We start from the raw sequence: 23,190 nt of genomic DNA on the forward strand, positions 1-23,190 counted from the left end.
TGCCGTGCCAGCGCCGCATTGTTGCTATTTCGAGACCGGGCAAGGCTTGGTCTGATCGAACAGCGACAGGTTGACCAGCTTTCCGGTCATCGAGAACTCGCCATAGTCCATTGTGAGGTCGCGGGTGATGCCGTTCTCGTGCAGCTTGAAGCTGATGCGGTATTCCGGCACCTCTTCGCCCGATTTGTCGGTCTCGTCGAAATAGGCGATGTCGACCGGCCAGTATTTGTCGCCGGCAAGCTTGGCCAGCGCCGGCGCTTCGGGGTCGGCCTTGTCGCCCTCGGCCTTCTTGCCGACGATGACGGTGGTGGTCATCACCTTGTTGGCATCCTCCGAACCGTCGAACAGGCTGGTTTCGTAGAAATTCTCGCCCTTCTCGGCCTTGCCGATCAGTTCGACCAGATGCTGGGTCGGGAACTGAGTGGCGGCGAGTTCCAGGCTGTTCTTCTCGGGCTTGTCGATGTCGACCTTGAGGCCCTTGGTCTCTTTCGTGGCGGTGCCTTTGACCTCCTTGTCTAGGTTCTGGTCGACGAAGGATTTGGTCACGAACGAGAAGGTCTTGCCTTCGGCGTCCTCGAACGTGGTCGTCTGCTGGTCGGTCAGCCTGGTGTTGTCGCCGGTGGCGATCTGGGTGACGAAACGGAATTTTACCGTATAGCCTTCGCAAGGCGAGCCGTTGAACTCATAGACCATGCGGCCGGAAATGCCGGTGATGCCCGAGCGGTCCGACGCCTTGTCGAGGGTAAGATCGTAGACGGCGCGATGCGCCTGCAGCGCCGGCACGGCAAAGGCTGGAGCCATCGAGGACAGCACCGGAACGAGAACGGCGTGGAAGGCAAGGCGCGTTGCGCGCATAAGGGGCTCCGATCGTCGCAGCTGATGGCAGGCCGCAGGTAAAGATGGTCCAGCTTAAAAAAAGTCGTGGCGGAAGCGAGGCAAAAATAGCAATTTCGGCCCGGCCAGCGCGGCGTCTCCAAGCAATAGGGAAATACGATGAGTGAAACAATCGAAAAGCGGCTAAGCGATCTCGGCGTGACGATACCTGCCGCCGCAGCGCCCGCCGCGAACTATGTGCCCTATTGCAGGTCCGGCAATCTTTTGTTCACCGCCGGGCAGTTGCCGCTCAAGGACGGCAAGCTGCAGGCAAGCGGCCTGCTCGGCCGCGACGTCGATACCGAAACCGGCAAGGAAGGCGCAAAGTACTGCGCAATCAATGTCTTGGCCCAAGCAAAAGCAGCACTTGGCGATCTCGAAAAAATCCAGCGTTTGGTCAAGATCACCGTGTTTGTTGCATCAGTGCCGGATTTCGTCGAGCAGCATCTGGTCGCCAATGGCGCCTCCGATTTCCTGGTCGCGGCCCTTGGCGAGCGCGGCAAGCATGCCCGCTCCGCCGTCGGCACCGCCTGTCTGCCGCTTAATGCCGCAGTGGAAATCGAAGCCGTCTTCGAGGTCGCATGAGCAGGACCAAGACAATGACCGACCTTTCCTGGCTGACCGCCCGCCCGGTGGCGCATCGCGGCTTTCACGACATGAACAAGACGCGCTGGGAAAACACGCTGTCGGCCTTCGCTGCTGCCGCCGAGCGCGGCTATGCGATCGAATGCGACGTGCATTTGTCGTCCGACCGCGTCCCCGTCATCATTCATGACGGCGATCTCAGGCGGTTGACCGGCCAGGACGGCTTTGTCTGGCAGCGCACGGCAGCGGAACTGGCGGCGCTCAGGATCGGCGGCACCAAGGACCATGTGCCTTCACTTCAGGAGGTGCTCGACCTGGTCGACGGCCGCGTGCCTTTGGTGGTCGAACTGAAGGGCGTGCCCGGTTACGACGAGGGCCTGGTGGCAAGCGTCGGCAAGATGCTGGAGCGCTACAAGGGCAAGGCGGCGATCATGTCGTTCGACCACTGGCTGGTCCGCGATTTCCCCAGGGATGCGCCTGGCATTCCGGGTGGGCTGACCGCCTATGGCAGGGACAACCAGTTGATCGAGGCGCATTTTGCCATGCTGGCACATGACCTCGCCTTCACCTCCTATGCCGCGGGCGATCTGCCGAACCCGTTCGTCAGCTTCGTGCGCGAAAGGCTTAAAATGCCTGTCATCACCTGGACGGTGCATGACCAGCCGGCGGTGGATCTCACCTTCAAATACGCCGACCAGATGACGTTCGAAGGGTTCGAACCCGATCTGGTCAATGTCGCCTGATGGAAGTGCCTGAAACGTGACTTGTAGCCGCCCCGACAGAGCTTAAATAAGCCCCATGGATCAGGGTGATGAAGGTGACGGGCAAACGGCGAATGCGGAGTTTTCCATCCGCGTTGCCGCCGGCATCAATGCCTTCACCTGCGACGAGTGGAACGGCTTTACCGGCACAACCCGCAGCGACACAGAAAATGGCTATAACCCTCTCGTTTCATATGCTTTTCTGAGCGCGCTTGAAGATTCCGGCTGCGCCGTGCGGCGTACCGGCTGGCAAGGTCATCATCTCAGACTGGAAAATGCCCAAGGCAGATTGCTGGGCGCCGTGCCCTGCTATCTCAAATCGCACAGCCAGGGCGAATATGTCTTCGACCACGGCTGGTCGGATGCGTTCGAACGCGCCGGCGGCAACTACTATCCGAAACTGCAATGCGCCGTGCCGTTCTCTCCGGTCACCGGCCCTCGCCTGCTGGTCAGCAAAGGCGAGGACAGCGCCATTGTGAAGGCCGGTCTCGCAGCGGGCCTGAAGGCGGTGACGGAAAAGCTCGGCGTGTCGTCCGCGCATGTCACCTTCGCCAGTGAAAGCGACGTTGCAACGCTGGAAGCAGCCGGCTTCCTGCACCGCACCGACCAGCAGTTCCACTTCTTCAACGAAGGCTTTTCGACCTATGACGATTTCCTCGCTACGCTGGCATCGCGCAAGCGCAAGGCGATGAAGAAGGAGCGGCGCGAGGCGCTCGCCAACGATATCTCGATCGACCGGCTGACCGGCAAGGACCTGACCGAAAGGGCCTGGGACGATTTCTTCGCCTTCTATATGGACACCGGCAGCCGCAAATGGGGCCGGCCCTATCTCAACCGCAAGTTCTTCTCGCTGATCGGCGAGCGCATGTCCCAGGATATCCTGTTGGTAATGGCCAAGCGCAATGGCCGCTATGTCGCCGGCGCCATCAACTTCATCGGCTCCGATGCGCTCTACGGCCGCAATTGGGGCTGCATCGAGGACCACCCGTTCCTGCATTTCGAAGTTTGCTACCATCAGGCCATCGACTTCGCCATCGAGCGTAAGCTGAAGGTGGTCGAGGCCGGCGCGCAGGGTGAGCACAAGCTGGCGCGCGGCTATCGTCCCGTGACCATGCATTCGGCGCACTACATCGCACATCCCGGCCTGCGCAATGCTGTGGCCGACTATCTCCGGCGGGAACGCCGCGAGGTCGAGCGGATGGGCGAAATCCTGGAAGAGCATACGCCGTTCCGCAAGGATCTTGAGGAATAGCGATCCGCCCCTGCCCTCGCCTGTCGATATCGCCGGACCATCTTGCCGGTCCGGGACAGCTTCGCTACACCGGGAGCATACTCCCGGAGCGCCGCCATGACCGAGGCCTACGACCCCAGCAATATCTTCGCGAAGATCCTGCGCGGCGAAATCCCGTCGCACCGCGTCTACGAGGATGATGCCGTGGTCGCCTTCATGGATGTGATGCCGCAAGGCCCCGGTCACACGCTGGTGGTGCCCAAAGCACCGTCGCGCAATCTGCTCGACGCCGATCCGGCGACGCTCGGCCGGCTGTTCACCACGGTCCAGAAGGTGGCGCTGGCGGTCAAAAGGCTTTCGGCGCTGACGGGGTCACCATCCTGCAGTTCAACGAACCGGCGTCTGGCCAGACCGTCTATCACCTTCATGTCCATGTCATCCCGCGGTTCGAAGGCATCGCCCTCAAGCCGCATACGGGGCAGATGGAGAAGCCCGAAGTGCTGACGGAGAACGCGGCCAGGATCCGGGCAGCGCTGAACGGTTGAGGTGGCGCGCGCCTCACGGCGATGCGCTCAGCCACAATCCACTGCGTCGGTTAGGAAAATATCAAACCACCCGTGATAACGCGCGCCGTACCGGGATGCGTTTGAGTTTTCAAATCGCGGAACATTCGGTTGCGACATCAGAGCCGTTGGTAGAAGCAGCTGCCGGGCGGGCCTTTCTGCGCACCTTGGCGGACGCGTACCGGCGACACCGCCTGCTGCACGCGATGGCCATCGCTGCCCTGCTTTTGGCAGCCGCGGTCGGCCTGCGCACCGGAAACATGCCGGATTTCGGCGTGCTGGAAGACTATGCCCAATACCTTCTTTTCGCTTTCTGGATCGGTGGCTGCGCCTTCGCACTCGGCAGCTTTTTCACCTTGCGCTCATCAAGCGGGATCCTGAACCGCTCGGCACTTTTCTGCGATCGATCGGCGGCGTCTTCGGCGACGCCGAGCGCAACGCCAACAGCCTGAATGGTCTGGCGGCGAGCATTGCGCTCATATCCGCTTTCGGCGTGTTGAAAGGGGCGGTCGCGATCCTTTCGCCATTCGCATGGGATCACGCATTGGCTCAGGCCGACCGGGTGCTGCATTTCGGCCGAGCGCCCCATGAATGGCTATGGCTTATCGTCCAGTCGCCGCTCGCCGTAAGATCGTTCAACCTGGCTTACAATTCCTGGTTCGTCGTCCTTATCGCCTCGGTCTTCATCGCTTGCATCACGCGCAGGGACACGAAGCTGCGTCACCAGTTCCTGATGAGCTTCATGCTCGTGTGGATACTGGCGGGTTTTTTCCTGGCGATGGGCCTGTCTTCGGCAGGGCCGTGCTTTTACGAGCGACTGGGGCTGGGCAGCGACTATCATTCCCTGATGCAAGCACTCGCCGCCGCCGATCGCATCTAACCGATCTGGGCGCTCAGCACGCAGGACATTGTCTGGAGCGGCTATATCGGGGCGACGCTCGGCATATCCGCCTTCCCGTCCATGCATGTGGCGATGGCGGTGCTTTTCGCGCTTTATGCAACACGCCGCTCACGGTTGGCCGGCCTTTTGATGTGGGCATTCGCCGCAATCATCATGGTCGGCTCGGTCGTCCTTGGCTGGCATTATGCCGTGGCTATGCGAGCGTTCTGATTTCGATCGCCATCTGGAAGGCGTGCGGGTACTTCCTGGGCAAGTTTGCACCCGAGGGCGTCGCCGCCTGACCTAACGACATCTGACCTGAAAAGCAGGGGCGCTGTGTCGGCAAACCGGCCAGCCAATGAAAAAAGGGCCCGTCACCGGGCCCTTTTTTCATAGGCGAACTTTTTAGCTCTTGCGCGGCAGTTGCGGCACCAGGCTGCGCTTGCCGCCATCCTTGCCCTTGGGCTCAGGCTCGTCCTTGCCCTTGGGCTGAGGCTTCTGCGCCACCGCCTTCTTGGCGACCGGCTTCTTGGCCACCGCCTTGCGGGCTTTCGGCGCCTCTTCCGGCTCCTGCTTCGGCTGCACCGGGGCTTCGTCGGCCAGTGATTCGAGCTTCAGGCCGGTTTCGCCGGTTTCCTTCTTCTCGACGGTGACGCGCACCGTGCCGCCCTTCTTGAGCTTGCCGAACAGCACCTCGTCGGCCAACGGCTTCTTGATGTGCTCCTGGATGACCCGGCCGAGCGGCCGCGCACCCATGCGCTCATCATAGCCCTTGTCGGCCAGCCAGGCGATCGCGTCCGGCGACAGGTCGAAGGTGACGCCCCGCTCGGAGAGCTGGGCCTCGAGCTGCATAACGAACTTCTGCACCACCTGATGGATGACCGGCACCGGCAGCGAACCGAACGGGATGATCGCATCGAGACGGTTGCGGAACTCCGGCGTGAACAACCGGTTGATGGCCTCGACATCGTCGCCTTCGCGCTTGGTCGATCCGAAACCGATCGCCGCGCGCTGCGCATCGGATGCGCCCGCATTGGTGGTCATGATCAGGATGACGTTGCGGAAGTCGATCTGCTTGCCGTTGTGGTCAGTCAGCTTGCCGTGGTCCATGACCTGCAACAGGATGTTGAACAGGTCCGGATGCGCCTTCTCGACCTCATCTAGCAAGAGTACGCAGTGCGGATGCTGGTCGACGCCGTCGGTGAGCAGACCGCCCTGGTCGAAGCCGACATAGCCGGGAGGCGCGCCGATCAGCCGCGAAACGGTGTGGCGTTCCATATATTCCGACATGTCGAAGCGGATCAGCTCGACGCCGAGCGAGGCAGCCAACTGCTTGGCGACTTCGGTCTTGCCGACGCCGGTCGGGCCTGAGAACAGGTAAGAGCCGATCGGCTTTTCCGGTTCGCGCAGGCCGGCACGCGCCAGCTTGATCGCCGAGGTCAGCGCGGTGATGGCGGTGTCCTGGCCATAGACGACGCGCTTCAGCTCGATGTCGAGGCCTTGCAGCACCTTCTCGTCGTCGGCCGAAACCGTCTTCGGCGGGATGCGGGCCATCGTGGCGATCGTGGCTTCGATCTCCTTGATGCCGATCGTCTTCTTGCGCTTGGCTTCCGGCACCAGCATCTGCGAGGCGCCGGTCTCGTCGATCACGTCGATCGCCTTGTCCGGCAGCTTGCGGTCGTTGATGTAGCGGGCCGACAGTTCCACCGAAGCCTTGATCGCCTCGTTGGTGAACTTCACCTTGTGGAATTCCTCATAATAGGGCTTGAGGCCCTTCATGATCTCGATGGCGTCCTCGATGGTCGGCTCGTTGACGTCGATCTTCTGGAAGCGCCGCACCAGAGCGCGGTCCTTCTCGAAGAACTGGCGGAACTCCTTGTAAGTGGTCGAGCCGATGCAGCGGATGGCACCCGAAGACAGCGCCGGCTTCAACAGGTTCGACGCATCCATGGCGCCGCCTGAGGTGGCGCCGGCCCCGATCACGGTGTGGATCTCGTCGATGAACAGCACGGCGCCCGGATAATCCTCGAGCTCCTTGACGACCTGCTTCAGCCGCTCTTCGAAATCGCCACGGTAGCGGGTGCCGGCCAGAAGCGTGCCCATGTCGAGCGCGAAGATGGTGGCGTCCTGCAGCACTTCGGGCACGTCGCCTTCGACGATGCGCTTGGCCAGACCTTCGGCAATCGCCGTCTTCCCGACGCCGGGATCGCCGACATAGAGCGGGTTGTTCTTGGAGCGGCGGCACAGCACCTGGATGGTGCGGTTGATTTCGCTCTCGCGGCCGATCAGCGGATCGATCTTGCCGGCCTTGGCCTTGTTGTTGAGGTTGACGCAATAAGCCGTCAGCGCATCCTGCTGCTGCTTCTTCTTGCCGCCTTCCTCCTGCGGCTCGGCGCCGTTCTGGCCGCCCTGCTCGTCATCGGCGCCGCGCGGCGAGCGCGTCTCCGATGCGCCGGGGCGCTTGGCGATGCCGTGCGAGATGTAGTTGACCGCGTCGTAGCGGGTCATCTGCTGTTCCTGCAGGAAATAAGCGGCATGGCTCTCGCGCTCGGCAAAGATGGCGACGAGCACGTTGGCGCCGGACACTTCCTCGCGGCCGGATGACTGCACATGGATCACGGCGCGCTGGATGACGCGCTGGAAGCCGGCGGTCGGCTTGGAATCCTCATCGTAACCGGTGACCAGATTGTCGAGTTCGGTGTCGATATAGGTCAGAACGGTGTGCTTCAGCTCGTCGAGATCGACGTTGCAGGCGCGCATAACGGCGGCCGCCTCGGTGTCGTCGATGAGGGCGAGCAGCAGATGTTCTAGGGTTGCATATTCATGGTGCCGCTCATTGGCGAGCGTCAGCGCCTGGTGAAGCGCCTTTTCCAGGCCTTGGGAGAAAGCCGGCATGTTACCTCACTTCTTCTCCATCACGCATTGCAGCGGATGCTGATTCTGTCGGGCGAAATCCATGACCTGAGACACTTTGGTCTCGGCCACCTCGAATGTATAGACCCCGCACTCGCCCACCCCATGATTGTGAACATGAAGCATGATGCGTGTGGCGGCTTCGCGGTCCTTTTGAAAAAAACGCTCCAGGACGTGAACCACGAACTCCATGGGCGTATAGTCGTCGTTCAGGATGAGGACCCTGTAAAGGCTGGGCTTCTTCGTCTTGGTCTTGGTGCGCGTAATGACGGCTGTGCCGCGACCGGCCTCATTGCCGTCGCCGTCACTTTGCATCCGCACCACGCTTGTCGTGGCAGTCAAACCTGAAGTCACGTAATCCTGCCTCTTTCGAATCCCCATGGCGAGTTCGATATGTAGGTGTTCGATGGACGATTTTAAGCCCTTCTTGTTAGCTGACAATATGGCTAGGTGGGCAAACCGAGGCGATTTTCAAAATCGTGAACCGCCAAAGCCCCGGAATTGAAACCGGCATGAAAAAACCCGGCCGCGCATCCGCGACCGGGTCTGTTTTGCAAGCCCGAAAGGCCGTGCCTGGTATTCTCGAGCGAAATTACTTCGCCTTGGCGACAATCGATTCGAAGGGCTTGTAAGCCTCCTTGGCGAGATCGGCATAGAGATCGCCGAACTTGGTCGCCTCGGCAACGAAGCTCTCATAGCTCTGCTTGGCGAAGTCGGACTGGATCTCTACCGCCTTTTCCAGCGACTTGGCGGAGAACAGCTTTTCGACCGCGGCGCTGCCGGCTTCGAAGCTCTTCTTGGTGTATTCGCCAGCTTCAGTGGCGATCGCCTGCGCGCCCTTGGAGAGCGAGGTGAAGCTCTTCAATCCGGTATCGGCAAACTCCTTGCCGTATTTCGAGAAGTCCTCGTAGGTCTGGGTCATTTGACGTTTCCCTTGGCGTTTTGAAGCGCCCTTGCCTGAGCGCCGTTGTGCAATGCACGAGAATATATTGTGCGCTGCACAAAAGTCAAGATTTCAGCGGCATCAGGCCGCGCTGCGCCGGCAACAGCTAAAATTCGAATAAAGAAAGGCTCAAGCCCGAGGAAAATGGTGAACGCGCCGGTTACCATAAACGGATTGGTAACGCTGGCCGCGATAGTTTGACGACAAGTGAGGTCGGATCCCTTTGCCGCCTCCATGGCAATGAGTTTCAAAGGAACTATCAGTGCGTCAGGCGTTGTCGGTCTTCGGTTCAAAATCCGCATCTTCCCTCAAAACGATCATGATCCTCGCTTTGGCGATGTCATTTGTCGTTGCGGATGCCGCGTCCTCGATGGCCGCCAGGTCTTCGGCGATCGTCGTCGACGCCAAGACCGGCAAGGTGCTTTATTCCTCCGATGCCAACGGCCGGCGCTACCCGGCGTCGCTGACCAAGATGATGACGCTCTATCTGACCTTCGAGGCCATGGCGAAGGGCCGGATCAGCAGGAACACGCCCGTGCCGTTCTCGGCCAAAGCGGCGGCCGAACCGCCGACCAAGCTCGGCGTCAAGGCGGGCGGAGCGGTTTCGGTCGAGACCGCCATCCTGTCGATGGTGACCAAGTCGGCCAATGATTCGGCGACCGCGCTCGGCGAACTGCTCGGCGGCAGCGAAAGCAATTTCGCCCGCATGATGACCGCCAAGGCGCGCGCGCTCGGCATGGACGGCACCGTGTTTCGCAATGCCAACGGCCTGCCCGATCCCGGCCAGTTCACAACCGCCCACGACATGGCGATGCTCGGCATAGCGCTCAGGGAACATTATCCGCAGTATTACGGCTATTTCTCGCAGCGCTCCTTCCTTTACGGCCGCCAGCGCATCAATGGCCACAACCGTCTGCTCGGCCGCATCAAGGGCGTCGACGGCATCAAGACCGGCTATACCCGCGCCTCCGGCTTCAACCTCGTCTCGTCGGTTTCGGATGGCAACCGCCGCCTCGTCGCCGTCGTCATGGGCGGCACTTCGGGGCGCAGCCGCGACAACCAGATGGCCGGCCTGATCAACGCCTACATGCCGCGCGCATCGACCCGCGGCGGCGGCGCCCTGGTCGCCAAGGCCGGCGGCGACAATCCGGTCAAAGGGCTGGCCAAGGTCTTCCTGCCCAAGCATGACGCGCCGACGCCGGATGGCAAGCCGATCGTTGAAGACGATGCCGTAGCGTCCAATGACGATCCGACATCCGCTGACGAGCAGTCTGCTGAAGGCCAGTCTGCCGACGAACAGACGGTGGCCGCGGTCGAAGAGCCCGCCCCCGTCGTCAAGACCAGGAAGGTCAAGACCGTCATCGTGACGGCGCCGAAGGTCGAAACTGCGCAGATTGTGGCTGCCTATGCCGAACCCACGCCTGTATCCCACAGGCGGTCGACCCGGTCAACACGGCCTCGGTGCCGGCTGGTTGGGCGGTGCAGGTGGCGTCGTCGCCCAAGCAGTCCGAAGCCAAGGCTTTCCTCGACAAGACCGCCAAGCTGGCGCCCAAAGTTCTTGGGGCTGCTTCCGGTTTCACCGTCGCCTTCGAAAAGGATGGCGAGACCTATTACCGCGCCCGGTTCGGCGGCTTCCGCTCGAAGGACGCGGCCTGGAATGCCTGCAATGCCCTGAAGAAAAAGAAAATCGCCTGCTACGCCGTCCAACAGTAGGGCGGCGTCGGAACCATCTCCCGGAAATTTACTGCGTCGAAGGAGACTAGTTGTGATTGGAGAGCAAGACGTCCTTGGCTTCGTTGATCCGCGCCGCCAGGAAAGACGTGCCGCCGATGTCGGGGTGCAGGCGCTGCATCAGGCGGCGGTGCGCCTTGCGGACATCCGCCGCGGCGGCCCCCGCTTCAAGACCAAGGATCTTGTAGGCCTCCTCCTTAGTCATGGCGCCCGCACCTGGCGCAACACCCAGCCCTTCGCCACCGTTCGCCTCAGCGTCTTTGCGCCAGACGGGAAAACGGCCGTCAAGATACGTCTCTAGGAGCTGGCGGCTCTCCGGGTCGCCGGGGAGTTCGCGGTAAAGCTGCTGCAGCTCGGCCAGGCCCATCGCGCCCAGCATCTTGCCTTCATGGCGGCCGGCCAGAACCAGGCCTTCAAGCCCGCCCGTATCGTGATCAAGCTCCATTTCCAGTGCGGCGGTCCGCACCGTCGAGCGCTTGCCGGGCGCCGGCCCGACCGACGGCCGCTTCATTCGCATCGAACCGTACCAGGCAAGGGCCGCGGCCAGAATGAGGCCGGCAATGCCTTCGCGCCCGACCACCAGCACGGCGAGCCCGACCAGCGCCAGAAGCACCGGCCCGAGCGTGCGCATGCCGCTTGCCAGTTTTTGCGCATCGGCACGGACAAAGATCGTCGCCGCGCCGAGCAGCACCAGAAACAGTGCAACAAGTGCAATGATAGCGCCCATCAATTCCCGCCGCCCCTGAGATGCTCGATCAGCAGCCGATATCCCGGCCTGTCCCTTGCCTCGAGCGCCTTCAATCCGCCCGTCGCATAGACGGCAACCGCCGAAAGCAGCCCGGCCAAGGTCGCGGCAGCCCGCCGATCAAATCGGAACCAAGCCCCTTTGGACAGCCGCGCAATCTCCTTGAACGCCTTTTCTGCGCCGGGATCATGGCCTTCCTGGAAGACGAAGACGGGAACGCCGTGCAGACCGAGGCTGCCGGCCTTCTGCGCCAGGTCGTCGATATCCTCTTCCATGGCGTCGCCGATATAGACCAGAGCATTGACCTTGGCAGCCGCCGTTTCCTTCAGCGCATGCGCCAGCACCTTGCCGATCTGGGTGTGGCCGGCACGGCAGTCGATCCGCGTCATCAGCTGCTTCAGGGCATTGGTGTCGGCGACAAAAGCCGACGAGCGGCACTCGCCCAACCCGCGAAAATAGGCCAGTTGGACGCTGAGGGTGCCGGCCTTGCCGACGGCGTCGAACATTTCGCCCTGCAGCTTGATGGCGAGATCCCAGGTCGGCTGGCGGCTCATCGTTGCGTCGAGGGCAAGGATCAGCCGGCCCGTGCCGGTCGCGACAAGCGTCCGGGCCTGACGGATAAAGGCGTCGATCTCGCCGGCATTGGATTGAGGCTTGACCGGCGCAGGATCGGCCCTTGCGGGCACGCGCTGCTTCTTGTCGCTCATAAGAAGCAAGATGTGGCGTTGTCGGCCCCCTTGCAAGTCCAGCCTTGGACAAGATGAAGGGCCAGCGCTCGACGCTCTGGGAGAAGCGGCCGCGCCGTGGCCTTACAACAAGCCCAGATCGGCGAGCTCGCGCTTCAGTTTCGGCGGCATCTCGACCATTCCGGCCTTGCCCTTGCCGATATCGGCGGGCGCATCCGACGGTTTGAGATAACGCCAGCCCTGGAAGGCGCGGCGCGGCTGCCAGTCGGTGCGGACGACGTCGAGGTCGAGCATCAGGCGGCAACGGCCGATGCCTTCGTCGTCGGTAAAGGGCCTGATATCAGTGATCAACTGGCGGCATTGCACGCTGCCCTTGATCACCCAATAAAGCGAACCGCCATCGGTGACCTCGGCGCCGCGCGTCGGCACCATGCGGGTGGTGTGCCAGTGCTCGGCGGGTTCGCCGGCGCGGCGGCGCTCATCGAGGCGGAAGGCGATCCATTCTTCGAGGTCCTCGACGCTGTCGCAACCGACGCACAGTTTTAGGAGATTGAGTGCCATCGCTTAAGGTTTAGTCCGGCGCGCGATTGCGTCAACGGCCCTGCCCGACTTCTCCACAGTGCCAGTGGCGTTGCACGGTCAGCATTCCACGACATTGACGGCGAGCCCACCAAGGCTGGTTTCCTTGTACTTCTCGTTCATGTCGAGGCCCGTCTGGCGCATTGTTTCGATCGCGGCGTCGAGCGGCACGAAATGGACGCCGTCGCCTTTGATCGCCAGAGAGGCGGCGGTGACCGCCTTGACGGCGCCGAGCGCGTTGCGCTCGATGCAAGGCACCTGGACCAGACCGCCGACTGGATCGCAAGTCATGCCGAGATGATGTTCGAGCGCGATTTCGGCGGCGTTCTCGACCTGCTCGGGCGTGCCGCCCATGACGGCGCAGAGACCCGCGGCAGCCATCGCCGAGGCCGAACCGACCTCGCCCTGGCAGCCGACCTCGGCGCCGGAGATCGAGGCATTGGTCTTGATGATGCCGCCGACGGCGGCGGCCGTGAGCAGGAAGTCGCGGATGCTCGGCTGGTCGGCCTCGGGGTGGAAATGCAGCCAGTAACGCAGCACCGCCGGCAATGTGCCGGCCGCACCATTGGTGGGCGCGGTGACGACGCGTCCACCGGCGGCGTTCTCTTCGTTCACCGCCATGGCGTAGATCGACAGCCAGTCATTGGCCAGCAAAGGGTTGGGCTTGTTCTGCTGCCATTGCTCCTGCAGCTTGTCGTGCAGCATGCGGGCACGACGGCGCACTTTCAGCCCGCCCGGCATGATGCCGTCCTGCGACAGGCCGCGGTCGATGCAGCCCTTCATGGCGCCCCAGATCGCATCAAGGCCGCTGTCGAGCTCCTCGCGCGACATATGCGTCTCTTCATTGATGCGCTTCATGTCGGCGATAGACAGGCCGCTTTTGCCTGCCATCTTCAGCATCTCGACGGCGTTCTTGAAGGGATAGGGCACCTTCTTGCCTTCTGTGGTCACCGAGCCCTTGACCTTCATCCGCTGCAGCTCTTCCTCGGACACCACGAAGCCGCCGCCGATGGAATAATAGATGCGCTTGAGCAGCAGCCGGTCGCCGGCATCGTAAGCGTAGAAGGCCATGCCGTTGGCGTGGCCGGTGAGCGGCGTCTTGCGGTCGAGCACCAGATCCGTCGCCGGGTCGAAGCGATAGGAGGGATGGCCGTGTGGCGATATCCGCTTCTCGGCGGCGATGCGCGTGGCGATTCCCTCGGCCTGATCGGGATCGACCGTCTGCGGTGTCAGGCCGGCAAGGCCGAGGACAACGGCGCGATCCGAGCCGTGGCCGATACCGGTATAGGCGAGCGAGCCGTGCAGGCTGGCGCCAATGCGATCGACCTTGACTCCGGCCGGGCGCGGCCAGTCATCTCCGGCGATCTCGTCGAGAAACCGCCGCGCCGCCGTCATCGGTCCCATCGTGTGCGAACTCGACGGTCCGATGCCGATCTTGAACAAGTCGAAAACCGAAAGAAACACGCTGCGCCGTCTCCGGGAATGGGATCAAGACCTACATATAGGACTTTCCATGATGTTTGTGCTGTTTTGCGGATTGCGGCGCTGCACCTGCCGACCTTGTTTGCTCCGGCAGCGACATCCCCGGCTGAAAGCGCGTCGCGCTGAAACGGATTCATGCGACGCGCTTTAAGTTCTTGTTTTAATGCATGTCGTTGTCCCAGAACCGAAGCTCACTTCTGGGCGACATGCTTTGGAGCATCGAACTGACCGCTTTGCCTGTGGTAAAAGGGGGCATGGGCGATTCCTTCCATCTGTCGACGGCCGATCTGGCGGCGCTGGCTTTTTTCCTGCTCGCATGGTTGCTGCATACGCTCGCGTCCGACGGCAGACTGGTCAGCCGGGTGTCGTTGACGATGGCCATGAACGTGCAGCGCGAGGCCTGGATGCGCACCATGGCCGAGCGCGAAATTCGCATCGTCGACACCGCCATCATGAGCCGCCTGCAGCAGGGCACCGCTTTTTTCGCCTCCAGTTCGCTGATTGCGCTCGGTGGCTGCTTTGCGCTGCTTGGCGCCTCGGATCAGGTCCTTGCCGTGCTGAACGACCTGCCGTTGAACGCGACCTCATCGCGCTCCGCCTTTCAGATCAAGGTCTTTGGCCTGGTGCTGATCCTAGCCTTCGCCTTCTTCAAGTTCGGCTGGGCCTACCGTCTCTTCAACTACTGCACGATCCTGATCGGCGCGGTGCCGATCCCCTATGGCGAGGCGTCACGCAACCCGGTCAGCGAAACGGCGGTGTGGCGCGCGGCGCGCATGAACATGCTGGCCGGCAAGCATTTCAATTCAGGCCTGCGCGCGGTGTTCTTCTCGATCGGCTATCTCGGCTGGTTCGTCGACCCGATCGTGTTCGTGCTGTCGACGCTGCTGCTTCTGGCGGTGCTGGTGCGGCGCCAGTTCTTTTCAGCGGCGCGACAAGCCGTGATCGGTCAGCCGCCCGGGCCGGGGAAAAGCTGGTCGATCCGGCCCGATAGCCAATAGGCGGCGAGGCCGATCCATTCGCGGATCGCAATGGTGGTGGTCTGCAGCGAATCGGGTGCGTTGTCGCGAAACAGGCCAAAGCCTTCCTTGCCCGAGGTGCGATAGTCGACCGGCCACGGGACCGTCTGAAAGCCGGCCTTGTCGAACAGCGCCTTGGCGCGCGGCATGTGGAAGGCGGAGGTGACAAGCAGCCAGGTCTCGCCCGGTTTCGGTGTTACCAGTTCCTTGGTGAAGACCGCATTCTCATAGGTGTTGCGGGATTTGTTATCGAGCATCAGGCGATCGGCGTCGACGCCAAGCGCACCGAGCAGGCGCGGCGCGGTGGCCGCATCGCCCTCGCCATCGATGAACAGTTCACCGGTGCCGCCGGAGATAACCACTTTCGCCTCGGGAAAGCGCCGGGCAAGGATCGCCGTCTCGACCATGCGGTCGCCGCCGGAATTCAGCTCATAGCCGCCGCGCGCCAGGTTGATGGCGCCCTCGAAACCGCCGCCGAGCACGACGATGCCGTCGACCTTCTGCGGCAGCGGCGGCTTTGGGAAGCGCTCTTCGAGCGGATTGAGCATCATGGCGCCAAGCGACGTCCAGGCCGACAGCGCCAGAATCAGGAAGGCGAACACACTGCCCGTCGCCGCCAATCGCCGGCGGCCGATCAGCGCCGCGAGCAAGCCGGCAAGCAGCAGGAAGATCGCCAGGTTGAGTGGTTGGACGAAGAACCAGAATATCTTGGAGAGATAGAAGAACATTGCCTGCCTATCTCCAGCTCAAATTGTGACGGCCGATGAAGTGCTCGACCGCACTCGCTACCGCTTCCGCTTCGAGGCGGCTTAACTCCCTGCCGAAAACAAGGACGCCGTTCGCGTTGGTCAAGCTGATGACTTCCGACAGTCCCACTTCGTCCGTGGGATAGGTGTGGTCGAGGATTTCGACCCTAAGATGCCCTTTCAAAGGCAGTGACCACCGATTTCGCAAAGAACCCCTCACCGAGCGCACGGCTGCGGTGTCGGTCAGCCGCAGGGTTTCCCTGCCGAACACCCGCCAGATGAAATCCTTGCCCAGGAAATAGGTGAAGAGGGCAATGACCGCCACGAAGGACAGCAGGCCGAGCGTGCCGCTGGTGAGCGTTGCGGACGACATATCCGTCAATCCCATGTAGCCGGTGTAGGCGACGATCGCGGCCCCGATCAGGACAAAGACGGTCCTGAAATCCGAGGTGCGTGGCGGGTTCATGATCAGCAGTTCGTTTCCCGTCTCGACCATGGAAATGCGAGACGGAGGCGGCATGCTACCACCACTTCTCCGGCTGGAAGGTTCCCGCCGCCTGCTCGATGACGGCGGCTGTCTGGAACAGGGTTTCCTCGTCGAAGGGGCGGCCAATCAGCTGCAGGCCGAGCGGCAGGCCCTTGGCATCGAGGCCGGCAGGCACGGCAATGCCCGGCAGTCCGGCCATGTTCACGGTCACCGTGAAAATGTCGTTGAGGTACATTTTCACCGGATCGGCGGCCATGTCCTCGTCAGCGATACCGAAGGCGGCCGACGGCGTCGCCGGCGTCAGGATGACGTCGACGCCGTCGGCAAAAACCGTCTCGAAGTCGCGCTTGATCAAATTGCGCACCTTCTGCGCCTGCAGATAGTAGGCATCGTAATAGCCTGCCGACAGCACATAGGTGCCGATCATGATGCGACGCTTGACCTCCCGACCGAACCCGGCGGCTCGGGTCTTTTCGTACATGTCGACAATGTCCTGGCCCGGCACGCGCAGGCCGTAGCGGACGCCGTCATAGCGCGCCAGATTGGATGACGCTTCGGCGGGCGCAACGATATAATAAGCCGGCAAAGCGTATTTGGTGTGCGGCAGCGAGATGTCGACGATCTCGGCGCCGGCATCCCTGAGCCAGGCAATGCCCTTCTGCCACAGCGCCTCGATCTCTTCCGGCATGCCGTCGACGCGGTATTCCCGGGGAATGCCGACCTTCATGCCCCTGATCGGTTTGCCGATCGCCGCCTCGTAATCCGGCACCGGCCGGTCGACGGAAGTGGTGTCCTTGGGGTCGACCGAGGCCATGGACTTCAGCATGATCGCGGCATCGCGCACGTCCCGGGCGATCGGGCCGGCCTGATCGAGCGACGAAGCGAAGGCGACGATGCCCCAGCGCGAGCAGCGGCCATAGGTCGGCTTGATGCCGACGGTGCCGGTGAAGGCGGCTGGCTGGCGGATCGAGCCGCCGGTGTCGGTGGCGGTGGCGCCGGCGCACAGGAAAGCCGAGACGGCGGAAGCCGAGCCCCCCGACGAGCCCCCGGCACCAGTTGGGCATTGTCCAGCGTGCGCGCGGTCTTCGTGCCGCCGGCCGAAACGAAACCGCCATCGCCCTGATGCGTGGTCGGCATCACCACCGTGTCGAGGCGCGAACGCCGCCACGGATTGACGACAGGGCCGTAATAGGAGGTCTCGTTGGACGAGCCCATGGCGAACTCGTCCATGTTGAGCTTGCCCAGCATGACGGCGCCGTCTGCCCACAGATTGGCGGTGACTGTCGATTCGTAGCGCGGCTTGAAGCCGTCGAGCACATGGCTGCAGGCCTGGGTGTGGACACCTTCGGTGCCGAACAGATCCTTGATGCCGAGCGGGATGCCCTCCAGCGCACCGCCCTGGCCCTTGGCGAGCCTGGCGTCGGAAGCTTTGGCCATATCGCGCGCCTTGTCGCCGGTGACGACGATGTAGGCATTGAGCACCGGATTGGCGCGCTCGATGGCACCGAGATAGGCCTCGGTGATTTCGACGGCAGAAATCTCCTTGGCGCGCAGCTTGGCGCGCGCCTGCGAAATTGTCAGATGGGTCAGTTCGCTCATCAAAGGCTCTTTTCGTAAAACACCGACCACTCGGAATCGGGATAATCCAGCACCGGCCCGCAGCGCGAGAAGCCGGCGCGTTCATAGACGGTCCAGGCGGCGGGATGGCGGTCGCCGGTTTCCAGCACCAGACGCTTCAGCCCTTCGCTGCGCGCCAGCGTTTCGACATGTTCGACGATCTTGGCGCCGATCTTCCTGCCGCGATGCGAAGGCCGCGTGTACATACGCTTGACCTCACCGACGCGGGCATCATGGCGCTTCAGCGCGCCGCAGCCGATGGCTTGCCCGTCGTCGCGGGCGATAAAGACGGTGGTGTCGTCGCCAGCCATCTGCTCGACCGTCAGATGGTAGCAATGCTCCGGCGGCGTCAGTTCGAGCAGAGCCGCGTTGAGCTCCTCGACCAAAGCGCGGACATCGTCCTGCAGCGGCGTTTCGACGGCGATCTCGATTGCCATCGGCCAGCTACTCCACGACCTTCGGCACGAGGAAGAAATTCTCGTCAGTGGCCGGCGCGTTGGCGACGATATCGGCAGCCTTGTTGCCGTCGGTGACGATGTCTTGGCGCTTCTTCATCTCCATCGGCGTCACCGATGTCATCGGTTCGACGCCGGAGACATCAACCTCGTTCAGCTGCTCGACAAAGCCCAGAATGGCGTTCAGCTCGCCGGTCATGCGCTCGGCATCCTCCTCGCTCACCGCAATGCGGGCGAGACGCGCGACGCGCTTCACAGTTTGCAGATCAACGGACATGTCTTTAGCCTTTGGGAAAACCAGATGGCGCTATAGCGGCGTGGCGCGTGCCGCGCAACATCGATCGTGCTTGGGGATAGAGCCCGTTCATGCCAGGGCGGCATTTCAGCCTAGGGCAGCGATACACCCTCGCACAGATAATAGCTGCCGCCATTGCCGGCCTGCTCGCCTTCGTCGGCGGTCGGGCGCACCGAGACGATGTCGATTTGGGTCGCGTTCATCTGCGTGATCGACAGTATATCGGGAAAGAGAAAGCCCGGCTCCTGGCAGATGGCAGTGACCGCCCAGCTCGGCGAGCGCGTCGCCTTGGTGACCTGGACGAACTCGCAATTATACTCGACGCTTTGCAGGCCGTCCGCCGACAAGATGACATTGCCGGTGTCAATCAGCGTCTGCAGCGTGTCCTTTTTGGCTTGCGCGCAAAGCTCCTGGGTCTGGAGGTAAACGCCCTTGATGAAGTCCTCGGCGGCGGATGCGGGCGACGCAGCGACCAGCATCGAAACGCAAAGAGTCTCTCTCAAACCCATGGTTTAATTCCCCTTTGCGACAAGGGATCGTTTCAACGATCGCTCTATAGTGTGATCGTTTGGCCGATGGCTGGCAAGGCTACGTCGACACCTGATCCTTCGAGGCCGGCCACGAACTTCTCCGCCGTCGCGTCGATGATCGGGAAGGTGCCGAAGTGGCATGGCACGACGGTGTCGAAGTGGAAGAAGCGCCGGCAGGCCAGGGCCGCCACCGCGCCGCCCATGGTGAAGCGGTCGCCGACCGGCACGAGGCCGATCTTCGGCTCATGCAATTCCTCGATCAGCGCCATATCGGAGAAGATGTCGGTGTCGCCCATATGGTAGAGCGTCTTGTCCTCCGGGAAATGCAGGACCAGCCCGTTGGGATTGCCGAGGTAGACGTTCTGGCCGCCATCGAGCCCAAACGACGAGGAATGCAGTGCCTGCACGAAGGTGGTGGTGAAGGCACCGCAATCGACGGTGCCGCCATGATTGCCGGGATTGATCTTCTTGCCGTCGACGCCCTTGCCGACCAGGTACATGCAGATCTCGTAATTGGCGACCAGCTGGGCGCCGCTCTTCTTCAGCACCTCCACCGCGCCGCTGACATGATCACTGTGGCCGTGGGTCAGAAGCACATGGGTGACGCCTTCCGCCGGCCCCTCCCAGCCGCTCGTCCATGATGGGTTGCCGACGAGATAGGGGTCGATCAGGATGGTCGCGCCTGATGTCTCGACGCGGAAGGCGGAATGTCCGTACCAGGTCAATTTCATCGATCGTGTTCCTCGATTTTTGGTTGCGCCGGAAGATAGAACGCCGGCAGCAAAATTAAAGTGACATAGTGTGCTCGCGCTTCAAAAGAACGTGTCGCGCTCTTTGTGACGGCAAGTCTGGGTCGCAATAGACTGAGTCACGGTAACGCTGGTTGGGGAAAGCCGTTGGGCATCATAGCAATCGAGGATCTGCCGACACGCCTGGAGGGCGGCAGGACGCTGGCAGGGCTCGACCTCGGCGACAAGACGATCGGTGTCGCCGTTTCCGACCGCGGCCTGTCCTTTGCCCATCCGCGCCCTGTCATCCTGCGTAAAAAGTTTTCGCTGGATGCGGCAGCGCTGCTCGCCCAGCTGCAGAAGGACAATGTCGGTGCGTTTGTACTCGGTCTCCCCATCAACATGGACGGTTCGGAAGGTCCCCGCGCCCAGAAGTCGCGCGCCTTCGTGCGCAACATGGCAGGCATAACCGACCTGCCCTTCGTGCTGTGGGACGAGCGGCTGTCGACGGTGGCGGCGGAGCGGACGCTGATCGAGATGGATTTCTCGCGCCGAAAGCGCGCCGGCAAGATCGATTCGGCGGCTGCGGCCTTTATTCTGCAGGGAGTTCTGGACCGGCTCCAGTCGCTTGACCCACGCGATCGGACGGAACCGGATTCCCCGCCTGCCGCCTGACCCGGGCCGTGATGTTGCGGCGGCGGCGAAACGCCCACAATGCCATCAGCAGGAAGCCGTCAAAGACGCAGGCCCTTGCCACCATGCCCGGAATGATCGCCGGATCGATGCCCAGCATCTGCCCGTAGAGCTGGAACACGAAATCATGCAGCTGCCGGCTGAGCATGACGTAGCCGAAATTGATGTCGTTGAGCGACAGGAAGAACCAGCCCCAGAACAGAGCGAGTGGCGCGGCCCACAATGCGAACAGCGTGCGCATCAGTGACCGTCCCTGCGGCTCGAACCGCCTCTGGGACCGCTGGGACCAATGTCCGGACGGCCGGAAATGCGCGACAGCAAGGAGCCGTGCGCGGCACCCTTGGCCATGGCATGGGCGGTGGCGCGGCTCTCTGCCTCCCGCGAAACCATGACGGCGAAGACCGACCTCCGCTCTGCCAGCATGGCGACATAGGAGGCCAGAAGTGCCGCCAATTGCACGGCGACAACCAAAAACAGGCCGTTGATGCCTCGCGCTGCGCCGCCGATCAGGATGAGCGACAACACCGCGGATGCCGAAATGAAGGCGGTCCGCGCCACACTGTCGGCTCCGTCCGGGCTCGCTGCGGCGTTAACCAGGCTCTCGACGAAGACCCAGCAAAACAGCACCGCCACGACCAGCAAGGCGATGGCCAGCGGCGCCACGACGGCAGCATTGTCGACATCGGCCAGACGAGTGTTTTCCACGACGACGCCGAGCACGCCCAGAGCGCCCGCAACGCCGCGGTTTCCATCGACACAGATGAACGCCAGCAGGGCGAAAACCAGCGCCCAGTGCAAGGCCAGAAAGGACGTCAAAATGTGCCGCATGGCATTCCTGCTTTGGTGACAAAGACAGTGGGGTCTGCGGCCTGCGGCTGCAACGGAAACCATTCGTTAAGGTTAACGGCTTTCCACAGGCAGGCAAATTCGTTCAAGGCCTGGCGGAAGGCCCTCAATTCACCGGCGGATAGAGCGTGTCGATGATCATGCGCGCATCGTGGCGCGAATCGAGCATGCCATAGGTGTTGCGCCACTGGCCGGCGAGCCGCGTCTCGACGAAGGCGTCCGCAATCCGCCCTGCCCCCAGCCGGCGCAATTCCGCAGCTGCCGCCGACAGCGCCAGCTGTTCGGTCAGCAGGCGGGCCGACCCCTCATCGGTGCCGGCTACCTGCATGGCCGCCTTGAGCACGCCAATGGTTCCGCGTCCGCCGGCGCCGAGATCGCGGTCGATGCCGGCCAGCACCTCCTCGAACAGGCCGGGCGCGCGGCCGAGCACGCGCAGCACGTCGAGCGCCATGACATTGCCTGAGCCCTCCCAGATCGCATTGACCGGGGCTTCGCGGTAGTAGCGGGCGAGCGGCGCTTCCTCGACATAGCCATTGCCGCCGAGGCACTCCATCGCCTCATAGAGCAGTGGCGGCGCGATCTTGCAGACCCAGTATTTGACCACCGGGGTCATGGCGCGGGCAAAAGCAGCCTCGCCGCGGTCGCCGGCAGCCTCGTCGAAGGAGCGCGCCAGTCGGAACGAGAGTGCCGTGGCGGCGGCGACATCGAGCGCCATGTCCGCCAGCACGCGCTGCATCAGCGGCTGTTCGATCAGCGTCGAGCCGGCCACCTGGCGGTGACGGGCGTGATGCACGGCCTCAGCCAGCCCCGCTCGCATGATTGCCGACGAGGCGACGGCGCAGTCGAGCCGGGTCAGCGTGACCATGTCCATGATCGTCTTTATGCCGGCGCCGGGCTCGCCGACCATCTCGCCGATGGCGTTGACGAACTCTACCTCCGATGAGGCGTTGGAGCGGTTGCCGAGCTTGTCCTTCAGCCGCTGAAAGCGGAAGCCGTTGCCGGAACCGTCGCCGAGGATGCGCGGGACGAGAAAACAGGAAAGCCCTTCCGGCGCCTGTCCAAGCACGAGAAAAGCGTCCGACATCGGCGCCGACATGAACCATTTGTGGCCGGTGAGGCGATAAAAGCCGCTGCCGGCGCGTTCGGCCCGTGTGGTGTTGGCGCGCACGTCGGTGCCGCCCTGCTTTTCGGTCATGCCCATGCCGAGCGTCAGCCCGGTCTTGTCGACCGGCGGCTTCTGACTCTGGTCGTATTTGCGCGTCGTCACGCGCGGCGCCCATTCGCGAAACAGCTTTGGGCTGGCCATCAGGGCGGCCAGCGAAGCGCTGGTCATGGTGATGGGGCAGAGATGCCCGGTCTCGAGTTCGGCGGTCAGGTAGAAACGCGCGGCGCGCACCTGATGGCGACGGCCGATCTCGCTATCGCCGTTTTCCCAGATCGAGGAATGCAGGCCGCCGGCAACCGAGCGGCGCATCAGCGCATGATAGGCCGGATGGAATTCGACGAGGTCGATGCGCCGGCCCTGACGGTCATGCGTGCGGAGCTTCGGCGTCTCGACATTGGCGAGGCGCGCCAGCTCCTGCGCCTCCTGCGTCAGGACGAACCGGCCAAGCCCGTCGAGGTCCTTGCGCACCGGATCGGAAAAACGCTCGGCAAGCTGGATCAGCAACGGATCGCCCCGCCAGGCGTTGCCGCCCGTCAGCGGCGGCGGCTGGTTGGTCACGTCGTCGGTCACGCCCAATCCTTCTGAAAGTAGAAGGGCCTTCTAACGCTAGAAAGGCACTTATCATCACAAGGCTTCGAAT

The 23,190-nt window shown here is 62.7% G+C and carries 26 protein-coding genes and 3 pseudogenes; 10 read left to right on the forward strand and 19 right to left on the reverse strand.

The annotated features are described in order from the left end of the window. Positions 1–24 precede the first annotated feature (24 nt). Entirely contained in the window at positions 25–855 is an 831-nt protein-coding gene (locus NKL04_RS09030; RefSeq protein ID WP_023700732.1) for a cell envelope integrity EipB family protein, read from the reverse strand. A 138-nt stretch (positions 856–993) separates the two neighbouring features. On the opposite strand from NKL04_RS09030, the gene NKL04_RS09035 reads away from it, so the two are divergent. The 7 genes and pseudogenes from NKL04_RS09035 (at position 994) to NKL04_RS32075 (ending at position 5,124) form a co-directional block, all read left to right on the forward strand. Continuing rightward, the gene (locus NKL04_RS09035; RefSeq protein ID WP_023700733.1) at positions 994–1,458 is read left to right on the forward strand and encodes a RidA family protein; all 465 of its coding nucleotides are present in this window, start codon (positions 994–996) and stop codon (positions 1,456–1,458) included. A 14-nt stretch (positions 1,459–1,472) separates the two neighbouring features. Continuing rightward, positions 1,473–2,201: a glycerophosphodiester phosphodiesterase gene (locus NKL04_RS09040; protein WP_023700734.1), complete on the forward strand. Its 729-nt coding sequence runs from the start codon at positions 1,473–1,475 to the stop codon at positions 2,199–2,201. A 55-nt stretch (positions 2,202–2,256) separates the two neighbouring features. Next, on the forward strand, positions 2,257–3,471 hold the full coding sequence (locus tag NKL04_RS09045) for a GNAT family N-acetyltransferase (protein WP_023693439.1): 1,215 nt from the start codon (positions 2,257–2,259) through the stop codon (positions 3,469–3,471). 96 nt (positions 3,472–3,567) lie between these two features. Further along, positions 3,568–3,995: pseudogene (locus NKL04_RS09050) on the forward strand (HIT family protein). Positions 3,996–4,090: 95 nt separating this feature from the next. Beyond that, positions 4,091–4,465: a hypothetical protein gene (locus NKL04_RS09055; RefSeq protein ID WP_023700735.1), complete on the forward strand. Its 375-nt coding sequence runs from the start codon at positions 4,091–4,093 to the stop codon at positions 4,463–4,465. A gap of 92 nt (positions 4,466–4,557) precedes the next feature. Beyond that, positions 4,558–4,893: a phosphatase PAP2 family protein gene (locus NKL04_RS32070; protein ID WP_198029296.1), complete on the forward strand. Its 336-nt coding sequence runs from the start codon at positions 4,558–4,560 to the stop codon at positions 4,891–4,893. Positions 4,894–4,986: 93 nt separating this feature from the next. After that, positions 4,987–5,124, forward strand: a complete 138-nt coding sequence (locus NKL04_RS32075; protein WP_198029297.1) for a hypothetical protein — start codon at positions 4,987–4,989, stop codon at positions 5,122–5,124. A gap of 174 nt (positions 5,125–5,298) precedes the next feature. Here the strand turns inward: NKL04_RS32075 and clpA are convergent, their stop codons facing one another. From clpA to NKL04_RS09080, 4 genes are all read right to left on the reverse strand, one after another. Continuing rightward, positions 5,299–7,788 carry an ATP-dependent Clp protease ATP-binding subunit ClpA gene (gene clpA / locus NKL04_RS09065; protein ID WP_023700736.1) on the reverse strand — a complete coding sequence of 830 codons (2,490 nt, stop codon included), beginning with the start codon at positions 7,786–7,788 and terminating at the stop codon, positions 5,299–5,301. A 6-nt stretch (positions 7,789–7,794) separates the two neighbouring features. Continuing rightward, positions 7,795–8,121, reverse strand: a complete 327-nt coding sequence (gene clpS / locus NKL04_RS09070; protein ID WP_023671012.1) for an ATP-dependent Clp protease adapter ClpS — start codon at positions 8,119–8,121, stop codon at positions 7,795–7,797. A gap of 277 nt (positions 8,122–8,398) precedes the next feature. Further along, positions 8,399–8,728, reverse strand: coding sequence for a phasin family protein (locus NKL04_RS09075; protein ID WP_023671011.1), 330 nt, complete (start codon positions 8,726–8,728; stop codon positions 8,399–8,401). Beyond that, positions 8,725–9,000: a hypothetical protein gene (locus tag NKL04_RS09080; RefSeq protein ID WP_156951444.1), complete on the reverse strand. Its 276-nt coding sequence runs from the start codon at positions 8,998–9,000 to the stop codon at positions 8,725–8,727. The genes NKL04_RS09075 and NKL04_RS09080 overlap by 4 nt, the downstream gene beginning before the upstream one ends. A 68-nt stretch (positions 9,001–9,068) precedes the next feature. Here NKL04_RS09080 and NKL04_RS09085 point away from each other — a divergent pair. Continuing rightward, positions 9,069–10,462, forward strand: a pseudogene (locus NKL04_RS09085) (SPOR domain-containing protein). 46 nt (positions 10,463–10,508) lie between these two features. Here the strand turns inward: NKL04_RS09085 and NKL04_RS09090 are convergent. From NKL04_RS09090 to NKL04_RS09105, 4 genes are all read right to left on the reverse strand, one after another. Continuing rightward, positions 10,509–11,207 carry a DnaJ domain-containing protein gene (locus tag NKL04_RS09090; protein WP_023700739.1) on the reverse strand — a complete coding sequence of 233 codons (699 nt, stop codon included), beginning with the start codon at positions 11,205–11,207 and terminating at the stop codon, positions 10,509–10,511. Beyond that, complete coding sequence (locus NKL04_RS09095) at positions 11,207–11,932, reverse strand: hypothetical protein (protein WP_023700740.1); 726 nt, start codon at positions 11,930–11,932, stop codon at positions 11,207–11,209. The genes NKL04_RS09090 and NKL04_RS09095 overlap by 1 nt, the downstream gene beginning before the upstream one ends. A 102-nt stretch (positions 11,933–12,034) precedes the next feature. Next, a complete protein-coding gene (locus NKL04_RS09100; protein WP_023671006.1) occupies positions 12,035–12,472 on the reverse strand; it encodes a DUF1489 family protein in 438 nt (145 codons plus the stop codon). 78 nt (positions 12,473–12,550) lie between these two features. Continuing rightward, positions 12,551–13,954: an L-serine ammonia-lyase gene (locus tag NKL04_RS09105; RefSeq protein WP_023700741.1), complete on the reverse strand. Its 1,404-nt coding sequence runs from the start codon at positions 13,952–13,954 to the stop codon at positions 12,551–12,553. Positions 13,955–14,226: 272 nt separating this feature from the next. On the opposite strand from NKL04_RS09105, the gene NKL04_RS09110 reads away from it, so the two are divergent. Further along, positions 14,227–14,970, forward strand: coding sequence for a DUF599 domain-containing protein (locus NKL04_RS09110; protein ID WP_023700742.1), 744 nt, complete (start codon positions 14,227–14,229; stop codon positions 14,968–14,970). Here NKL04_RS09110 and NKL04_RS09115 read toward each other — a convergent pair. The 7 genes and pseudogenes from NKL04_RS09115 to NKL04_RS09145 form a co-directional block, all read right to left on the reverse strand. Then, positions 14,919–15,716 carry a YdcF family protein gene (locus tag NKL04_RS09115; protein WP_023700743.1) on the reverse strand — a complete coding sequence of 266 codons (798 nt, stop codon included), beginning with the start codon at positions 15,714–15,716 and terminating at the stop codon, positions 14,919–14,921. The two genes, NKL04_RS09110 and NKL04_RS09115, sit on opposite strands and share 52 nt — an antisense overlap. 7 nt (positions 15,717–15,723) lie before the next feature. Continuing rightward, the gene (locus NKL04_RS09120; RefSeq protein ID WP_023700744.1) at positions 15,724–16,254 is read right to left on the reverse strand and encodes a hypothetical protein; all 531 of its coding nucleotides are present in this window, start codon (positions 16,252–16,254) and stop codon (positions 15,724–15,726) included. A 1-nt stretch (position 16,255) separates the two neighbouring features. Further along, positions 16,256–17,820: pseudogene (locus NKL04_RS09125) on the reverse strand (amidase). Next, positions 17,820–18,275 carry a GNAT family N-acetyltransferase gene (locus NKL04_RS09130; RefSeq protein WP_023700746.1) on the reverse strand — a complete coding sequence of 152 codons (456 nt, stop codon included), beginning with the start codon at positions 18,273–18,275 and terminating at the stop codon, positions 17,820–17,822. Before NKL04_RS09130 ends, NKL04_RS09125 begins: the two are co-directional and overlap by 1 nt. A gap of 7 nt (positions 18,276–18,282) precedes the next feature. After that, the gene (gene gatC / locus NKL04_RS09135) at positions 18,283–18,570 is read right to left on the reverse strand and encodes an Asp-tRNA(Asn)/Glu-tRNA(Gln) amidotransferase subunit GatC (protein WP_023670999.1); all 288 of its coding nucleotides are present in this window, start codon (positions 18,568–18,570) and stop codon (positions 18,283–18,285) included. Positions 18,571–18,680: 110 nt separating this feature from the next. Further along, on the reverse strand, positions 18,681–19,097 hold the full coding sequence (locus tag NKL04_RS09140; protein WP_023670998.1) for a hypothetical protein: 417 nt from the start codon (positions 19,095–19,097) through the stop codon (positions 18,681–18,683). Positions 19,098–19,141: 44 nt separating this feature from the next. Next, entirely contained in the window at positions 19,142–19,849 is a 708-nt protein-coding gene (locus tag NKL04_RS09145) for a metal-dependent hydrolase (RefSeq protein WP_023684673.1), read from the reverse strand. A gap of 165 nt (positions 19,850–20,014) precedes the next feature. On the opposite strand from NKL04_RS09145, the gene ruvX reads away from it, so the two are divergent. Then, a complete protein-coding gene (ruvX, locus tag NKL04_RS09150; RefSeq protein WP_023700747.1) occupies positions 20,015–20,521 on the forward strand; it encodes a Holliday junction resolvase RuvX in 507 nt (168 codons plus the stop codon). Here the strand turns inward: ruvX and NKL04_RS09155 are convergent. The 3 genes from NKL04_RS09155 to NKL04_RS09165 all read right to left on the reverse strand — a co-directional run bounded on the left by NKL04_RS09155 (position 20,439) and on the right by NKL04_RS09165 (position 23,120). Further along, the gene (locus tag NKL04_RS09155) at positions 20,439–20,780 is read right to left on the reverse strand and encodes a DUF6105 family protein (RefSeq protein WP_084568517.1); all 342 of its coding nucleotides are present in this window, start codon (positions 20,778–20,780) and stop codon (positions 20,439–20,441) included. The two genes, ruvX and NKL04_RS09155, sit on opposite strands and share 83 nt — an antisense overlap. Continuing rightward, positions 20,780–21,367: a hypothetical protein gene (locus NKL04_RS09160; protein WP_023700748.1), complete on the reverse strand. Its 588-nt coding sequence runs from the start codon at positions 21,365–21,367 to the stop codon at positions 20,780–20,782. Before NKL04_RS09160 ends, NKL04_RS09155 begins: the two co-directional genes overlap by 1 nt. Positions 21,368–21,491: 124 nt before the next feature. Further along, complete coding sequence (locus NKL04_RS09165; protein WP_023700749.1) at positions 21,492–23,120, reverse strand: DNA alkylation response protein; 1,629 nt, start codon at positions 23,118–23,120, stop codon at positions 21,492–21,494. Positions 23,121–23,190 lie beyond the last annotated feature (70 nt).

This window comes from Mesorhizobium sp. C264A (assembly GCF_040324515.1).
Taxonomy (GTDB): Bacteria; Pseudomonadota; Alphaproteobacteria; order Rhizobiales; family Rhizobiaceae; genus Mesorhizobium.

Coding starts and splice junctions, on each gene's coding strand:
- NKL04_RS09030 (WP_023700732.1), bottom strand. CDS start 855: ATGCGCGCAACGCGCCTTGCCTTCCACGCCGTTCTCGTTCCGGTGCTG.
- NKL04_RS09035 (WP_023700733.1), top strand. CDS start 994: ATGAGTGAAACAATCGAAAAGCGGCTAAGCGATCTCGGCGTGACGATA.
- NKL04_RS09040 (WP_023700734.1), top strand. CDS start 1,473: ATGACCGACCTTTCCTGGCTGACCGCCCGCCCGGTGGCGCATCGCGGC.
- NKL04_RS09045 (WP_023693439.1), top strand. CDS start 2,257: ATGGATCAGGGTGATGAAGGTGACGGGCAAACGGCGAATGCGGAGTTT.
- NKL04_RS09055 (WP_023700735.1), top strand. CDS start 4,091: ATGCGTTTGAGTTTTCAAATCGCGGAACATTCGGTTGCGACATCAGAG.
- NKL04_RS32075 (WP_198029297.1), top strand. CDS start 4,987: ATGGCGGTGCTTTTCGCGCTTTATGCAACACGCCGCTCACGGTTGGCC.
- clpA (WP_023700736.1), bottom strand. CDS start 7,788: ATGCCGGCTTTCTCCCAAGGCCTGGAAAAGGCGCTTCACCAGGCGCTG.
- clpS (WP_023671012.1), bottom strand. CDS start 8,121: ATGCAAAGTGACGGCGACGGCAATGAGGCCGGTCGCGGCACAGCCGTC.
- NKL04_RS09075 (WP_023671011.1), bottom strand. CDS start 8,728: ATGACCCAGACCTACGAGGACTTCTCGAAATACGGCAAGGAGTTTGCC.
- NKL04_RS09090 (WP_023700739.1), bottom strand. CDS start 11,207: ATGGGCGCTATCATTGCACTTGTTGCACTGTTTCTGGTGCTGCTCGGC.
- NKL04_RS09095 (WP_023700740.1), bottom strand. CDS start 11,932: ATGAGCGACAAGAAGCAGCGCGTGCCCGCAAGGGCCGATCCTGCGCCG.
- NKL04_RS09100 (WP_023671006.1), bottom strand. CDS start 12,472: ATGGCACTCAATCTCCTAAAACTGTGCGTCGGTTGCGACAGCGTCGAG.
- NKL04_RS09110 (WP_023700742.1), top strand. CDS start 14,227: ATGGGCGATTCCTTCCATCTGTCGACGGCCGATCTGGCGGCGCTGGCT.
- NKL04_RS09115 (WP_023700743.1), bottom strand. CDS start 15,716: ATGTTCTTCTATCTCTCCAAGATATTCTGGTTCTTCGTCCAACCACTC.
- NKL04_RS09120 (WP_023700744.1), bottom strand. CDS start 16,254: ATGCCGCCTCCGTCTCGCATTTCCATGGTCGAGACGGGAAACGAACTG.
- NKL04_RS09130 (WP_023700746.1), bottom strand. CDS start 18,275: ATGGCAATCGAGATCGCCGTCGAAACGCCGCTGCAGGACGATGTCCGC.
- gatC (WP_023670999.1), bottom strand. CDS start 18,570: ATGTCCGTTGATCTGCAAACTGTGAAGCGCGTCGCGCGTCTCGCCCGC.
- NKL04_RS09140 (WP_023670998.1), bottom strand. CDS start 19,097: ATGGGTTTGAGAGAGACTCTTTGCGTTTCGATGCTGGTCGCTGCGTCG.
- NKL04_RS09145 (WP_023684673.1), bottom strand. CDS start 19,849: ATGAAATTGACCTGGTACGGACATTCCGCCTTCCGCGTCGAGACATCA.
- NKL04_RS09155 (WP_084568517.1), bottom strand. CDS start 20,780: ATGCGCACGCTGTTCGCATTGTGGGCCGCGCCACTCGCTCTGTTCTGG.
- NKL04_RS09160 (WP_023700748.1), bottom strand. CDS start 21,367: ATGCGGCACATTTTGACGTCCTTTCTGGCCTTGCACTGGGCGCTGGTT.